The sequence below is a fragment of the Methanobrevibacter sp. DSM 116169 genome, from assembly GCF_046197865.1.
GTDB lineage: Archaea > Methanobacteriota > Methanobacteria > Methanobacteriales > Methanobacteriaceae > JAHKLT01.
In genome coordinates this window covers 585,672-599,490 of the sequence record NZ_CP166990.1, presented here as the reverse complement: position 1 = coordinate 599,490, position 13,819 = coordinate 585,672, and the positions used below count along the sequence as shown (strand labels likewise).

The following is a 13,819-nucleotide window of genomic DNA, read 5'->3' as shown; positions in this document are numbered from 1 at the left end:
ATAATTATTTTTTATCTTTAGTACATTCTTTTATAATATCTTTAAGTTCATCATAATTAATAGGTTCATCATGTTCAATATTGACTTCACAACGTTTAGACAATGCATCAGAAACATCACCAAGTAATTTAAACTCATCTTCCATTTGATGATAACCTTCTCTTGGACCTAATCTATGGCCTCTACATCTTCTAGGATCTCCTGGTGGAAAACCTCTATCTTTGGTAAAGATATTATTAGGATCTAATTTTCTAATTTCTTTAATAGATTTTAAGACATCTTCCTCTTTACCACTGACCATAGCTCCATAACAAGTATGTTTTATTGTAATTGGAAGATTGAGTAAATGTAAATTATTAACAACTTCCATTTCACTAACATTAGCTTTTGGACCTAAAATAATCATTCTTGTGACTGTATCAGGATCCATATCCTCTTTACTTAAATCAGGATTCATGCAAAGATTCTCTGACATATAAAACATCTCCTTCTTTAATTTCTTTAATATGCTCAAAACCTGAGGTAAATTTTCCAACTATATTTGTTCCTTTAAAAGGTTCTCCTGTTGGACCAAATTCTTCACTATCTTCAAGCCTAACTCCAATAAGTCCAGTATTTTTACGAGACATATTGGTTATTCCAATCGTATTAGCTTCAATGCAAGTTACAGGACTGTTTTCAGGTATAAGTCCTTTAGATGATTTAGTATCTCCTTTAAACATGAAAAGATTCATGCCTGGAACTGAAAAATGAACAGTTAATTTACCAACTGGATTTTCAACAAGTCCAGTTAACTTTTTAAAGTACCAATTAGTTCTTGGAGCATTATTTGATAAATCTAAAATAGCTAATTCATCTTTTACAATTGCTTTAGTTTTAATTTTTTTCTTATCTAAAATATTAATTGTATAAAAAGGATCTTGCTCAACTATTACAGCATCATCATCAGTAATTCCTTCTCTAATATGTTCAATTCCTAATGATTTTAATAATTTTGAAACTTCTGCTTGAGTAGAACCTAATGTCATGATTCTTTTTTGTTTAGATTTAACAGAAATAATATCTCCTTTTTTAGCTATATCAATTAAAGCCATACCTTCGATAATTTTTCCTACATTAGTATGACTAGGAGCTAAAATTCTACTTTCCCTATAAATATATAATTTACCTACACCTTTTCCAGTATTTCTAACTGTAACAGTTCCTCTAGTTCTTGATGTTATATCTTCTCCAGGTTTATTAATTCCTTCAAGTTCATTAAAACCTATAAATGAATTAGAATCATAATCAATTTTTAGCTTACCATTATCAATTAAAGAAAATAGATGTTCAACACATTCAGGAGATTTTTCATTAACATCAATAGAAACATAAGTGAAAAGTTTATTTCCTTCATTTAAAATAGTAGATAAATCAGAAATAGCAGAACTATCTACAACAGTATTTCTCTCAACAATTGGTTCAATATCTGTAATTAGATCATCATCAGTTAATAAATCAACTGTTTTTCTCCCACCAATAACTTTTGCAAAAACCCCATTATTATAATGAGGAGTAGCATAAACATTAGTTACATTATCTTTAATAAAAATTATATGAGTAGATTCATTACTAAAACTTGACAAACTGATTAAAACATCATTATCAAGATATTTATTTTTTTCTTTTGTAGGTTCTAAATCTGTAGTGATTGGGCCAATAGCTATTTCATTAGAAGTTGACCATCTAACATTTAAATTAATTAAATCTTTATATTTTTCTTTCCAAATATCCACTAAGGGTTTAGCATTAGCTTCATCAACCATTTGAATTATAATGGATCCCTTATTTGTTTTAATTTTATATTTATCAATATTTTTCTCAAATTCCTTCTCGCCTTTAATTAAACAAATAACTGTGCCAGGAACATAATAAGAATTAGAAATATCTATAGCTTCTTTAATTGTTGAACCTTCTTTAAGATCAAACTCTTTTCCATTAATTTCAACTAACATAAAATCTCCTAATTAGCTACTTTTAAAAACTGGATTAATATCTTGATTAAAAACTACTAATTTTTCATCTTCATAAGTTAAATAAAGTTTATTATCATCAGTAACTGTGCCTACGACATTAGATTCAATAGAAAACTTTTTTAAATAATCAATAATTTCTTTGCAGTTTTCTTCTTTTGAAGTGAAAACAAAACCTGAACCAGGATAAGATTTAAGCCATTGCTCCCAATCAATATTAGAATTTTTAGGGATCTTCTCTAAATCAACAATTGCTCCTTTTTTAGAAGATTCTAAAAGCATTTCCAAAGTTCCTAAAATTCCAGGATTACTAATATCTTTACCTGCAGTAAATAAATCTTTTTCAGCTAAATTTTGGATAGCTGTAATTTGATTTTGAACCAAAGTAGAATCTTTATTATAGGTTGTATCCCAATTAAGTGCAAACTGCTCATGTGGTGCACCATCAAGATCAATAGCTACAATAACTTTATCTCCAACATTTGCTGAATTACTTGTAATAATTTTATCTTTTTGAGCTATTCCAATAATTGAAACACCTAATGAAGTAAATTCCGCATCTGGATGTAAATGTCCTCCAACCATAGGAATGCCAAATTTTATACATCCATCTTTAATTCCTGAAAGTAAATCTTCATAAAATTCAGCATTATTAATTGATAAAATATTAACCATAGCTAGTGGTTTTCCGCCCATTGCAGCAATATCATTGACATTTACTAAAACAGAACAATAACCTGCCCAATAAGGATTAAGTTCAATTAACTTTTCCCAAATTCCATCTGCAGCAAATAAAATAGCTTGATTATTTCCAATGTCTATAGCTGATGCATCATCTCCATTTTCAATAATAACATTACCTGAAATATTATATACTTCATCTAGAATATTAGTAACAGTTTCAATAGAATTTTTACGAGTTACTCCTTCAAACTCTTTAATTGATTTAACAAGATTATCTAAATTCAAAAAATACACCTTTTGCAATATATTATAAAAATGGTCTCAACTATTCAATAGTATATTTATAACTACTATTATTTATTATTTCTATAATTTTACTTTTAAATTCATTAATCTTATCTTTTTTAAAATTTTCAAAATCAATATTATCAATTGAAAAATCTAGGAAAAGTTTCCCATAAAATAATTTTTCAAAAATCTTCAAACCTACAATATCATCTACACCACTTTCAAGTTTGAAAATTACTGAATCATCAGTTTTAAACCCTTTTTCGACTAATTTATCTAAATCCCCATCAGTAATTCCAATAACAGGAATATTAAATCTAAATAATATATCACTAGCTAAAAGAGTTGTATCATCACCAACAGTTACAACTAAATCTGCATCATTAAAATTATAAATGTTCTCGGCTGCGTGATCTAGATAAGCTATTTTAAATGTTGATTTGTTTTTATTATTAGTTAAAGTTCTTGGTTTAATATTAGATTTTCTTAAAAGTCCAGTTTTTACAATAGCTGTATTTAAGTTAAATTTTCCTAATTTTTCTACCCCATGGTCTTTTAAAAATCCACCTTTAATTTCAGTTAAAAAATCATTTTTAGAAATTAATGTTAACTCATCAGATGTAGATTTACCAATTACAACCCCATTAATTAGTATATTTTCATTAGGACTTACTCCATGAATTGTTCTTTCCTGATTAGTTAAATTTTCATTATTAAAATGTTTATCTTGAATTTGTTTATTTGTAATTATTATTAATTTGAAAAAACTAACTAACTTATTAATTAATTCATTAAGTTCATTATTTAAAATAGCCATATCAACATTGTGAAATATTAAAGATCCATCTGACTCACCAGGTCTTTCAATTTGAATAAAAGGAATTTGAGTATTTTTAGTCTTTTTTAAATAGTTATTATAAACTTTATAACCAAAAACATGACCTGTAGTTGATGATTTACCATAATTAATTAAAAAAATAGCATCAGGACATTTAAAAGATAAAATCTTTAAAGATTCACTTGGTAAAAGCTTTTCACTAATATCAATAACATTTTCTAGTGATGCATCAATAACAGCAGTTCTACCCATTGTTCCACCTAATTTAGCATCAATAGTATTATTTTTACTAATTAATTCTATAATTTTTGATGCATATCCAGAATCAATTATATTAGGTCCATGAACAACAATAGCTATTTTCATTAATTTTTCCCCGTTTTAATCCTCTTTTTATATACTTTAGATCCACAAACATCACAATCATCAAAAGAATAATCAACTGGAAAAGACTTCTTACAACCCATACAGATTTTTTTCCAATTATAAACTTCATTAATTCCTTCAGTTATAATTCCTTTAAATGGAATATTTAAAATTTTTAAGACATTTTGAATTGTATAATCATCTGTAATAACTTTAACATTTTTATTTTCTTTTGAAAATTCTAAAGCTAATGCAACTATTTTTTTATCAGGAACAGATAACCTTAATACATCACCAGATTCAGAAACAATCTTTTCAAGGTCATCAATGTATTTTTTTGAAGGATTTTTAATAATCAATTTATTTGTATTAATATACTCTTCTAAGAGTAATTTAGATTTCATATCCTTTACTTCTTCTGTTATTTCTGAAATTGTGAAGTTAAAATTATTATTAATATGAAATCCATTTATGAATGCAGAAGCATCTAATACATAGTATATTTCCATAAGAATAATTTAATGTTAAAAAGTAATAAAGTTATTGAAACTTAAAAATATTCAAATAAAATAATAATTGTTGAAGAAGCATAAAAATTATTTTTATTAATACCAATTTTGAAAAAGATATTTAAGAGATGTCGAATATTATTAATTTAACCGACAATTACTAAGTGACTAGTGAATTTTAATTTGATATAAAATTATTAAATTAAAAACAGGTGATTTTTATGGTAACAATCAATGGATTCAAAGACTTAAATACTATCGAAGCAGAATTAAAGTTTTTAGCTAAATCTGAAATTAGGTTAAGAATTTTAAATTCTCTACAAGAAAAACCAATGACAATCAGAGAAATAGTTGACTATACAAGTTTGACATATAGCTCAATTTCAAGTAACATAGGAAAATTAGATAAAAGAGATTTTATTTATAAGAAAAATGGAAAATATCATACCAATTCTATTTGTAATGTCTATTTAAAAAATATACTTGAATTTAATAAATTAATAAAACTAATTACTAATTTTAATAAATTTTGGAATAATCATACAATAACAGAAATAGATTCTATATCATTAATGGATATAACTTCATTAAATAATTCTAAAATAATAGAATCAACATCCATAGATATATACAAACCTCATAATCATATGAAAAAACTAATTAAAAATTCTAACAAATTAAAAGTAATTTTTCCATACTTGCATCCTGATTATCCTGAAATAATTGAAGAATTATTAAAAAATGGAGCTAAAATAGAAATTATAATTCCAAAAAACATTGAAAAGCATTTATTTGATAATATAAATAAGAATTTAATTAAAGAGGCAATTAAAAATAAAAAACTTAAAATAAAAAGTATTAATAAAAATTTAAACTTATCTTTAACAATTAATGATAAAAATATGAGTTTAGGTTTATTTAAAGTTGATGGAACATATGATCAAAATAGGTTATTAAGTTCTAAAGATCCTATTGCAATAGACTGGGCATTAGATTTGTTTGAACATATTAATAATAATCCTTTAATATGTGGAGAGATTTTATGAAAAAAGAATTTAAAGAAATAAAATATCTCTTGACTTCTTCAATGCGAACAAAATTAATAATTAGTTTATATGAAGAAGAGAAAAACTTAGAACTTTTAAGAAATGAATTGAATAAACCATCAGCAACAATATTACATGGACTTAAAGAATTAGAAAATTTAAATTTAATTAGAAAGTCTAATAAATACTATTTTTTAACATCAAATGGCTATCTTCTTGCTATAAATATGATTAAATTAATTGAAAATTGGTATGCAATTGATAAAAACATAGATTTTTGGAAAAATCATTCAATAGAATCTTTACCTGAGAAATCATTGCATAATTTATATTTATTAAAAAATACCGAATGTATTACAGCTGATACAAACAATTTATCAAAACCAATTACTAAATATTTTAATCTATTAAAAGAAAGTGAATATCTTAAAGTAATTTTGCCAATTTTCTCAGAAATTCATTTAAATAATATATTTTCACTTTTAGAAAAAAATAATCTTGAAAAAATTGAAATTATCACAAGTAATGAAATATTAAAATCAATAAAAGAAAGTGATGAATTTAAAAAAATAAATAAAAGTAAAAAAATTGATTTTATAACAATAGATGAAAATATTGATTTATTTATAACTTGTAGCAATCACTTTATTTCAATAACTTTATTTTTAAAAGATGGATATTATGATGATTCCCAAATATTAATTGATCAAACAAACAATGGAATTAAATGGGGATTAGAAGTATTTAATGAATATAAAAATAAAGGTCAAAAGATTAAAATTTAAAAAAGGTGAGAAAAATGAAAAATTTATTTAACTCACTATTTTTAAGTTCACGTGGTGGGAAAACACGAATTAAAATTGTTGAAGCTTTATTTAAAAAATCATATAATACTAATCAACTAGCAAAAACTTTAGGAATGCAATATAGAACTATAAATTATCATTTAGAAATATTATTAGATAAAGAAATTGTTGAAAAAGAAGATAAAAAGTATGGAGCATCATATTTTATATCAAATAAATTATATAAAAATAAAAAATATTTAGAAGAAATTAAAAAGATTATTGGATAGATATATATCTTAAAATAAATTAATTAATAATTAATTAATAATGGGATTTATATGAAAAGTAAAAGCATGGAATTGCATAAAAAATTATCTCCTAAAGATATAAACTGTGGTATAATCACTTTAAGTGATAGCAAATCTAGAGAAGATTCATCAAATGATAGGTCAGGACATTATATTAAAGAAAAACTTGAAGCAAAATATACTATTAAATTAAAAAAAATAATTCCAGATGAAAAAGATCTTTTAATTAAAACAATTGAAGAAATGATAACAGAAAAGATAGATGTTATTATTACAACTGGTGGAACTGGAATAGAAAGTAGAGATATAACAATAGAAACAGTTGAACCATTATTTGATAAAAAATTAGATGGATTTGGAGAAATATTTAGACAAAAATCTTATGAAGAGTTAGGTTCAGGTGCACTTTTATCAAGAGCCACAGCAGGAATTTATAAAAAAGTAATTATTATTTCAATGCCAGGTTCACCAAATGCAGTTCAAACTGGTCTTGAAATATTTATTAATGAATTAAATCATTTAGTAAATCATGCAAGAAGATAAAGTATCATTTAAAAAAATTCATTAACAGAAATTAATGGTTCAAAATCAATATTTTCACTTTTAAATAAATTTGTAGCTCCATCTTCACGATCTACAACAGTAAAAGCCTTTTTAACAATCCCACCATTATCTTCTATAGCTTTAATAGCTTTTAATAAAGATCCACCAGTAGTTGTAACATCTTCTACAACAATCACCGAATCTCCTTTATTTAATTCTCCTTCAATTAATTTTGAAGTACCATAACCTTTTTTTTCTTTTCTAATCATTAAAAGAGGAATATTACTTTTAAGTGAAACTGCAGTTGCAATAGGTACTGCTCCTAAAGCAGGTCCAGCAATTTTATCAATATTATCATTAGAAATTTCAGTAGATATAAGTTCAGCTATTGTAGATAATATTTCAGGTTCTGTAATAGCTTTTTTCATATCAATATAATAGTTACTTTCTTTACCAGAGGCTAATGTGAAAGTCCCTTCTTTGAAGACATTATTTTCTTTTAGAATTTCAATTAAATATTCTTTAGAAGACATTATAAAAACCAAAAATTACAAGTCATATTCGCCTTTTAAAACAACTTTATCGCCAATATTTTTAATCAATTCTACAGGAATTAAATCTTCACTTTTAGATGCTTTTATAGAATCAGAAAAAGAACTTCTTTTAACAACTAAATCTTGAAGTTCAAAAGTTTCTTTATTAAACTTTACATCTGTAATTTTTCCAACAATAAATGCATTTGAGTTAATAACTTCTTTTTTAATTAAATCTTCCATAAATCTCATAATATCAATCCTTATTTTATATTTAATGTAAATAGTACTATTAAAATTTTTCTAAAAAAAATTAAAATTATTAATAATCTCTGTTCCAATAAACAATACCATATACAACACAAAGAATAACAGACAATATTAATAAAACAAAAACTCCCCAAATCCAAGGATCTTCAATACCTAAAACCATACTAACACCTTATTTACCAATATTTTCAAATGCTTTATTTACAACCTTCTCAGAAATTGGTTTTGTAAGTAAACTAACTACTATAGTAAAAATAGCTGAAATAGGAACAGCTATTAATATTACATCAACAAAAGGCCAAGGATATGTTGTAATTAAATATGGTTGACCAAACAATGCTTGACATATTCCAATACCTTGAGCTGTTTTATTAAATACAAATAATAACCAGAAAATACTTGTAAAAGTTCCAGATAAAATTCCTGCAATAGCTCCTTCTTTTGTAGCTCTTTTCCAAAATAGTGCAGCTATAAATACTGGTAAAAATGCTCCTGCACATATTTCAAAGAATATACTAGTACCTGTTGCAACAACACTGCCAGGTAAAACAAGACCTAAAGCTAAAGCTAAAACAATTGAAATAAAAATCCCTAATCTTGCTATTGGAATTTGATTTGAACGATCAGCATATTTTTTACGAAGTGTTCCATAAATATCTACTCCAAAAGCTGTTCCTTGAGTATGAAATTGTGAACTGATTGTAGACATAGCAGCAGCAAGTAAAGTCAATAAAAATACATAAACAAACCATTCAGGTAATGCCATAGAAATAAAAGTAGGAATAATCTTATCCACATTTCCAACAACATCAACAGCTATTTTTCCCAGATGTTCCATGAAATAAACATTAGATAATGCTCCTACAAGATAAGCAGTTCCTGGAATAAGAGCTATAAATAATCCTCCCATTAAAACAGATCGATTAAGTTCTTTATCAGATTTAACAGTCATGAATCTTACAATTAATTGAGGTTGTGCAAGTACTCCAATACCTACACCAATTAAAGTAGATGAAACAAGTTCCCACCAATAAGGCGTTCCACTTATTGGAAATGCTGTCCAACTAACACCTCCTGCTGCTGATGCAGATGCAGGATATAGATTAGCCATGTTTGATAATGCAATATGTGCTTCTTGAACACCCCCAAGAGTCCAATAAACAAAAACAAGCAAAAATAACATTGTAAAAACCATGATTGTTCCTTGAACAGCATCAGTATACATTACCCCTTTAATTCCTCCAAATAAAACATAAGCGCCAATTACAATTGATAAAATTAAAAGAGATAAATTAAAATCCATAAATAAGGATGATTCCATAAACCGTGCAGCTCCAATTAAAACAACAGATGCATAAATTGGCATTGCACAGAAAATTAAAATACCACTAAAAGTTTGAATAAATTTACTATTGAATCTATTAGATAAAAACTGAGGAAAAGTTAGAGAACCTAAGCTATGACCCATTCTACGAGTTCTTTTACCAAAAACGACAAATGCTATAAAAACCCCTACAAATACATTTAAAAATACTAACCATAAAATTCCCATACCATATTTACCAGCAAGGCCTCCAAAGCCTATAATAGCTGCTGTTGAAATAAAAGTAGCACCATAACTTAAAGCCATAATATAAGGATGAGTATCCTTACCTGCAATCATGAAATCTTCTGAAGACTTAGTTCTCTTCCAAGCTACATAACCAGTATATCCAATTATGACAAAATAAATAATAAATACAATTGCTAAAATTCCAAAATCCATAACACGTCCCCAATAAATATAAAAATTAGTTTTAAATTAATAATTATGTTTAAATTAAAAGTTATATAAACTTTTATATAACTATATAATATTTTAATAAAATTTTAAAAGAGGTTTAAATGTTTAAAACAAATATAGAAATATCAAAAGTAGAAAGTTATACTATTTTAACTGGAATATTTTGTGTATGTTTAATTATAAGTAATTTATTAGCATTTAAAACATTTAGTTTAGCAGCTATAACTCTTCCAGTTTCTGTAATAATCTATCCTATAATTTTTGTAGTTAGTGATATATTAGCTGAAATATATGGTTTTGAAAAGACAAAAAAAGTAATATTTTTAGGATTTTTATTGAATTTATTAGCAGTTATACTATTTCAAATAGCTATTTGGTTACCTCCATCACAATATTTTACTGGTGCTGAAGCATTTAATGTCGTATTTAGTAATAGTTTAAGAGTTTTAGTTGCAAGTTTTAGTGGATATCTTATAGGTTCTTTAATAAATGCATATATTATGGTTTATTTAAAAGAAAAAGCAGAAAAATATCTGTTTTTTAGATGTTCAGTTTCTACATTTTTTGGAGAAATAGCTGATTCATCATTATTTATTACAATAGCATTTATTGGATCCATGCCTATTTATGCATTAATAACAATGATAGTTGTACAAACATTATTTAAAACTGCATATGAAGTAGTAATTTATCCTGTTACAAGGAAAATAATAAAAGTTATTGAATATTAATTATATAATAAAAGCTTTAATTTAGAAAAATCAAAATAATATTAAGAATAAATTATCTAAATTTTTAAAAAAAGGGATAAAATGGTATGGAATAAAGAAGCAGAATGTATGGAAAAAGAAGAAAAAGAAAAACTTCAATTAAAAAGACTAAAAGAAACTGTAAAAAAAGCTTATAATAATGTACCCCTATATAAAGAAAAAATGGATTCTGTAGAAGTAAAACCAGAAGATATTAAAAGCTTAAAAGATATAGAAAAACTTCCATTTACGGATAAAGCAGATTTAAGAGCTGCATATCCTTTTAAAAATTTTGCTGTTCCTGATGAAGAGATAGTTGAAATTCATACTTCTTCTGGAACTACTGGAAAACCAACTGTTTCAGGATATACTGAAAAAGATATAGATATTTGGGGAGAAATAGTTGCAAGAGCTATCGGAATGGCACTTGGAGAAAAGAAAGATAAAATTCAAAATTGTTATGGATATGGTCTTTTTACAGGTGGACTTGGAATTCATCATGGAGCTCATAAGTTTGGAGCAACTGTAATTCCAATATCTGCAGGAAACACTAAAAAACAAATTGAGGTGATGATTGATTTTCAAAGTTCAATAATTTCATGTACTCCTTCTTATGCAATGTATTTAGCTGAAACTCTTGAAAAGGAAGGATATAGTTCTGATGATATAAATTTAAAATCAGGAATTTTTGGAGCTGAAATGTGGACAGAAGAAATGAGAAATGAATTAGAAAAAAAATTAGGCATAACCGCATTAAATATTTATGGATTAACTGAAATTATGGGTCCTGGAGTTGCACAAGAATGTCCCAAGAAGAATGGTTTACATATTTCTGATGATCATTTTTATCCTGAAGTGATTAATCCAGATACTGGAGAAGTTTTAGGAAATGATGAAAAAGGAGAATTAGTTCTTACAACCCTAACAAGAGAAGGAATGCCTATACTTAGATTTAGAACCAAAGATATAACCACACTTAGGGGAGAAAAGTGTGCTTGTGGTAGAACTTTAGTTAGAATGGATAGAATCACTGGTAGAACTGATGATATGTTAAAAATCAGAGGTGTTTTAATATTCCCATCACAAATTGAAACTGCATTACTTAAAATTAAAGGAATTAGCCCTAATTATCAGATTGTAGTCACGAGACCTGATTATTTAGATGAATTAGAAGTAAAAGTCGAAGCATCAAGTGAACTATTCTCTGATGAGATTAAAGAAATGGAATTAGCTGAAAATAAAATAGCTAGTATGATTAAAAAAGAAATTGGTTTAAGAGTCGAAGTAACTTTATGTGAACCTGGATCACTACCTAGAAGTGAAGGAAAAGCTGTAAGAGTAATTGATAAAAGGAATTTTGAATAGGAGGCATAAAAATGACAGTATACCAAATTTCAGTATTTATTGAAAATAAAGAAGGAAGATTAAAAAAAGCTATTAATACATTATCTAATGCAAAAATAAATATTAGAGCTCTTTCAATAGCTGATACAACAAAATATGGAATTTTAAGATTAATTGTTAGTAATATTGATAAAGCAGTTGAAGCTCTTGAAAATGATGGATTTTTAGTAAAAAAGAATGAAGTAATTATAGTTAAAATTCCAGATGAACCTAATGGGTTAAATTCTGTACTTGATATATTAGATAATGAAAAAATAAATGTAGAATACTTGTATGCATTTATAACACATAAAATAGATCAAGCATTAGTTGTCATGAGGTTAGAAGATATGGAAAAAGGAAAAGAACTTTTAAAATCTCAAAATGCGGAATTACTTGCATCAAAAGACATAGAAAGTTTATAGCTATTATAAACTTTCATCATCATCTAATTTTACTTCAATTCCTTCATCAATTAAGAAATATGAATCTTCTGGAGTTTTTAATTTCTTTAATTCATTAAATAAATCATCAGACTCCAATAAATACATAAAATCATTAAAGAAATTATTCCATTCTTCTTGATCGTCTGTATCGCATAAAGTACTGCAAATTCTTAAATCTGCAGGATTATCAGACCACTCTTCACCATCATAATATTCCTGGTTTTCAATGTTTCCATCCTCATCAAAATCAACAGCCATTAAAATCTCAAATTTGTTAACACCGGATTCTTTGGTTAGTTTAAACTCAGGCATTTTAACTCCCCCAATAAATAAATATTTAAAAATCTTTAAGTAAATTAGCAATATCTTCTTTTGTATATCCTAATTTAATAAATAGGTTTTTAATTTTATCAGTATCTTTAAAGTTTGATATCTCTCTCCACTTTCTAAAGTCATTATTAATTATACTATTAGCTAGAAGTTGAATGGAAATCAAATCATCGCTATCAACAGCAACAAAAACATCTTTATTTTTAAAATGATTTTCAGGATCAATTAAAGTTAAATTTCCATCTTTATCTTTTTTTATAATAGCATTATCTATTTTATATGCCATATTTACCACTTATATATTTTTCTTTTTTATAATATTTAATAATTATTATATTCTTTTTATATTTAATCATTAACAGCATTAAATCCATATTCAATAGCTTTTAAATTTAATTCGTGAAACTTAGGATTTAAATTATTTTTCATTGACTCAATAATAGTTTCTTTAGATAATGGGAACTTATCATCAGCTACAATAGCTCCGAGCAATACCATATTAACAGATAAAATATTACCTGCTTTAATAGCTAGTTCATTTCCATCAATAGGAAACACATAATTGAAATCTTCTTTTAAATATGAGATAATTTCATCTACTTCAGGATAATTCATATTAGAAGAATTAATTGATGATGGATGTATTGGAAATGTATTAAATACAATTTTTGTGTTTTTGTTGGCTTTATCAATACCCCTAATTGTTTCAATTGGCTCAAATGAAAGTAAAGCATCTGCAGCATTACGTGGAATAATAGAACTTTTAAAGTCTCCAATTCTAAGTTCTGTTGAAACTGATCCTTCTCTTTGACTCATTCCATGAATTTCACTCATAGTAACATCAAGTCCTTCATTCATAGCAGCTTCACCAATAATAACTGAAGTTTTTATTATTCCTTGGCCTCCAACACCACATATATAAATGTTATAACCTTCAGACATT

19 protein-coding genes are annotated in these 13,819 nt (G+C 25.8%); 7 read left to right on the top strand and 12 right to left on the bottom strand.

Annotation, left to right across the window (positions count from 1 at the left end; translation table 11 throughout):
• Nucleotides 1-4: 4 nt before the first annotated feature.
• Genes ACA134_RS03135 through ACA134_RS03115 form a run of 5 tightly spaced genes read right to left on the bottom strand, consistent with a single transcriptional unit; the run spans nucleotide 5 to nucleotide 4,697 of the window.
• The gene (locus ACA134_RS03135) at nucleotides 5-475 is read right to left on the bottom strand and encodes a methanogenesis marker 6 protein (protein WP_409200731.1); all 471 of its coding nucleotides are present in this window, start codon (nucleotides 473-475) and stop codon (nucleotides 5-7) included.
• Nucleotides 447-1,994 (bottom strand): methanogenesis marker 3 protein, encoded by a 1,548-nt coding sequence (locus ACA134_RS03130; RefSeq protein ID WP_409200730.1) that lies wholly within the window; start codon nucleotides 1,992-1,994, stop codon nucleotides 447-449. The genes ACA134_RS03135 and ACA134_RS03130 overlap by 29 nt, the downstream gene beginning before the upstream one ends.
• Nucleotides 1,995-2,006: 12 nt before the next feature.
• Nucleotides 2,007-2,981 (bottom strand): methanogenesis marker 2 protein, encoded by a 975-nt coding sequence (locus tag ACA134_RS03125; protein ID WP_409200729.1) that lies wholly within the window; start codon nucleotides 2,979-2,981, stop codon nucleotides 2,007-2,009.
• A gap of 40 nt (nucleotides 2,982-3,021) precedes the next feature.
• Nucleotides 3,022-4,188: a DUF2117 domain-containing protein gene (locus tag ACA134_RS03120; protein WP_409200728.1), complete on the bottom strand. Its 1,167-nt coding sequence runs from the start codon at nucleotides 4,186-4,188 to the stop codon at nucleotides 3,022-3,024.
• Entirely contained in the window at nucleotides 4,188-4,697 is a 510-nt protein-coding gene (locus ACA134_RS03115; protein ID WP_409200727.1) for a type II toxin-antitoxin system VapC family toxin, read from the bottom strand. Before ACA134_RS03115 ends, ACA134_RS03120 begins: the two co-directional genes overlap by 1 nt.
• 221 nt (nucleotides 4,698-4,918) lie before the next feature.
• Here ACA134_RS03115 and ACA134_RS03110 point away from each other — a divergent pair, with 221 nt between their 5' ends.
• The 4 genes from ACA134_RS03110 to ACA134_RS03095 are packed head-to-tail and all read left to right on the top strand — an operon-like array spanning nucleotide 4,919 to nucleotide 7,382.
• Nucleotides 4,919-5,743: a helix-turn-helix transcriptional regulator gene (locus ACA134_RS03110; protein ID WP_409200726.1), complete on the top strand. Its 825-nt coding sequence runs from the start codon at nucleotides 4,919-4,921 to the stop codon at nucleotides 5,741-5,743.
• Nucleotides 5,740-6,528, top strand: a complete 789-nt coding sequence (locus tag ACA134_RS03105) for a helix-turn-helix transcriptional regulator (protein ID WP_409200725.1) — start codon at nucleotides 5,740-5,742, stop codon at nucleotides 6,526-6,528. Before ACA134_RS03110 ends, ACA134_RS03105 begins: the two co-directional genes overlap by 4 nt.
• 14 nt (nucleotides 6,529-6,542) lie before the next feature.
• Nucleotides 6,543-6,818, top strand: coding sequence for an ArsR/SmtB family transcription factor (locus tag ACA134_RS03100; protein ID WP_409200724.1), 276 nt, complete (start codon nucleotides 6,543-6,545; stop codon nucleotides 6,816-6,818).
• A 51-nt stretch (nucleotides 6,819-6,869) separates the two neighbouring features.
• Complete coding sequence (locus ACA134_RS03095; protein ID WP_409200723.1) at nucleotides 6,870-7,382, top strand: molybdenum cofactor biosynthesis protein B; 513 nt, start codon at nucleotides 6,870-6,872, stop codon at nucleotides 7,380-7,382.
• 8 nt (nucleotides 7,383-7,390) lie between these two features.
• Here the strand turns inward: ACA134_RS03095 and pyrE are convergent, their stop codons facing one another.
• The 4 genes from pyrE to ACA134_RS03075 all read right to left on the bottom strand — a co-directional run bounded on the left by pyrE (nucleotide 7,391) and on the right by ACA134_RS03075 (nucleotide 9,950).
• Nucleotides 7,391-7,915, bottom strand: a complete 525-nt coding sequence (gene pyrE, locus ACA134_RS03090; protein ID WP_409200722.1) for an orotate phosphoribosyltransferase — start codon at nucleotides 7,913-7,915, stop codon at nucleotides 7,391-7,393.
• A gap of 15 nt (nucleotides 7,916-7,930) precedes the next feature.
• Complete coding sequence (locus ACA134_RS03085; RefSeq protein WP_409200721.1) at nucleotides 7,931-8,167, bottom strand: PRC-barrel domain-containing protein; 237 nt, start codon at nucleotides 8,165-8,167, stop codon at nucleotides 7,931-7,933.
• 70 nt (nucleotides 8,168-8,237) lie between these two features.
• A complete protein-coding gene (locus ACA134_RS03080) occupies nucleotides 8,238-8,348 on the bottom strand; it encodes a symporter small accessory protein (RefSeq protein ID WP_409200720.1) in 111 nt (36 codons plus the stop codon).
• A 9-nt stretch (nucleotides 8,349-8,357) separates the two neighbouring features.
• Nucleotides 8,358-9,950: a sodium:solute symporter gene (locus tag ACA134_RS03075; RefSeq protein WP_409200719.1), complete on the bottom strand. Its 1,593-nt coding sequence runs from the start codon at nucleotides 9,948-9,950 to the stop codon at nucleotides 8,358-8,360.
• A gap of 119 nt (nucleotides 9,951-10,069) precedes the next feature.
• Between ACA134_RS03075 and ACA134_RS03070 the strand changes: the two genes are divergently transcribed.
• The 3 genes from ACA134_RS03070 (at nucleotide 10,070) to ACA134_RS03060 (ending at nucleotide 12,525) form a co-directional block, all read left to right on the top strand.
• A complete protein-coding gene (locus ACA134_RS03070) occupies nucleotides 10,070-10,699 on the top strand; it encodes a queuosine precursor transporter (RefSeq protein ID WP_409200718.1) in 630 nt (209 codons plus the stop codon).
• Nucleotides 10,700-10,780: 81 nt separating this feature from the next.
• Nucleotides 10,781-12,082: a phenylacetate--CoA ligase family protein gene (locus ACA134_RS03065; RefSeq protein ID WP_409200717.1), complete on the top strand. Its 1,302-nt coding sequence runs from the start codon at nucleotides 10,781-10,783 to the stop codon at nucleotides 12,080-12,082.
• Nucleotides 12,083-12,093: 11 nt separating this feature from the next.
• Complete coding sequence (locus tag ACA134_RS03060; RefSeq protein WP_409200716.1) at nucleotides 12,094-12,525, top strand: amino acid-binding protein; 432 nt, start codon at nucleotides 12,094-12,096, stop codon at nucleotides 12,523-12,525.
• Nucleotides 12,526-12,528: 3 nt separating this feature from the next.
• On the opposite strand, the gene ACA134_RS03055 is transcribed toward ACA134_RS03060, so the two are convergent.
• The 3 genes from ACA134_RS03055 to ACA134_RS03045 all read right to left on the bottom strand — a co-directional run bounded on the left by ACA134_RS03055 (nucleotide 12,529) and on the right by ACA134_RS03045 (nucleotide 13,818).
• Nucleotides 12,529-12,858 (bottom strand): hypothetical protein, encoded by a 330-nt coding sequence (locus tag ACA134_RS03055; protein WP_409200715.1) that lies wholly within the window; start codon nucleotides 12,856-12,858, stop codon nucleotides 12,529-12,531.
• 25 nt (nucleotides 12,859-12,883) lie between these two features.
• On the bottom strand, nucleotides 12,884-13,162 hold the full coding sequence (locus ACA134_RS03050; RefSeq protein ID WP_409200714.1) for a hypothetical protein: 279 nt from the start codon (nucleotides 13,160-13,162) through the stop codon (nucleotides 12,884-12,886).
• 62 nt (nucleotides 13,163-13,224) lie between these two features.
• Nucleotides 13,225-13,818, bottom strand: a complete 594-nt coding sequence (locus tag ACA134_RS03045; RefSeq protein WP_409200713.1) for an indolepyruvate oxidoreductase subunit beta — start codon at nucleotides 13,816-13,818, stop codon at nucleotides 13,225-13,227.
• Nucleotide 13,819 lies beyond the last annotated feature (1 nt).

Bases quoted from the DNA above. Each gene is read 5' to 3' on its own strand.
- ACA134_RS03080 (WP_409200720.1), bottom strand. From the start codon at position 8,348: ATGGTTTTAGGTATTGAAGATCCTTGGATTTGGGGAGTTTTTGTTTTA.
- ACA134_RS03045 (WP_409200713.1), bottom strand. From the start codon at position 13,818: ATGTCTGAAGGTTATAACATTTATATATGTGGTGTTGGAGGCCAAGGA.
- ACA134_RS03060 (WP_409200716.1), top strand. From the start codon at position 12,094: ATGACAGTATACCAAATTTCAGTATTTATTGAAAATAAAGAAGGAAGA.
- ACA134_RS03050 (WP_409200714.1), bottom strand. From the start codon at position 13,162: ATGGCATATAAAATAGATAATGCTATTATAAAAAAAGATAAAGATGGA.
- ACA134_RS03085 (WP_409200721.1), bottom strand. From the start codon at position 8,167: ATGAGATTTATGGAAGATTTAATTAAAAAAGAAGTTATTAACTCAAAT.
- ACA134_RS03135 (WP_409200731.1), bottom strand. From the start codon at position 475: ATGTCAGAGAATCTTTGCATGAATCCTGATTTAAGTAAAGAGGATATG.
- ACA134_RS03075 (WP_409200719.1), bottom strand. From the start codon at position 9,950: ATGGATTTTGGAATTTTAGCAATTGTATTTATTATTTATTTTGTCATA.
- ACA134_RS03115 (WP_409200727.1), bottom strand. From the start codon at position 4,697: ATGGAAATATACTATGTATTAGATGCTTCTGCATTCATAAATGGATTT.
- pyrE (WP_409200722.1), bottom strand. From the start codon at position 7,915: ATGTCTTCTAAAGAATATTTAATTGAAATTCTAAAAGAAAATAATGTC.
- ACA134_RS03095 (WP_409200723.1), top strand. From the start codon at position 6,870: ATGAAAAGTAAAAGCATGGAATTGCATAAAAAATTATCTCCTAAAGAT.
- ACA134_RS03065 (WP_409200717.1), top strand. From the start codon at position 10,781: ATGGTATGGAATAAAGAAGCAGAATGTATGGAAAAAGAAGAAAAAGAA.
- ACA134_RS03105 (WP_409200725.1), top strand. From the start codon at position 5,740: ATGAAAAAAGAATTTAAAGAAATAAAATATCTCTTGACTTCTTCAATG.
- ACA134_RS03055 (WP_409200715.1), bottom strand. From the start codon at position 12,858: ATGCCTGAGTTTAAACTAACCAAAGAATCCGGTGTTAACAAATTTGAG.
- ACA134_RS03120 (WP_409200728.1), bottom strand. From the start codon at position 4,188: ATGAAAATAGCTATTGTTGTTCATGGACCTAATATAATTGATTCTGGA.
- ACA134_RS03100 (WP_409200724.1), top strand. From the start codon at position 6,543: ATGAAAAATTTATTTAACTCACTATTTTTAAGTTCACGTGGTGGGAAA.
- ACA134_RS03130 (WP_409200730.1), bottom strand. From the start codon at position 1,994: ATGTTAGTTGAAATTAATGGAAAAGAGTTTGATCTTAAAGAAGGTTCA.
- ACA134_RS03110 (WP_409200726.1), top strand. From the start codon at position 4,919: ATGGTAACAATCAATGGATTCAAAGACTTAAATACTATCGAAGCAGAA.
- ACA134_RS03070 (WP_409200718.1), top strand. From the start codon at position 10,070: ATGTTTAAAACAAATATAGAAATATCAAAAGTAGAAAGTTATACTATT.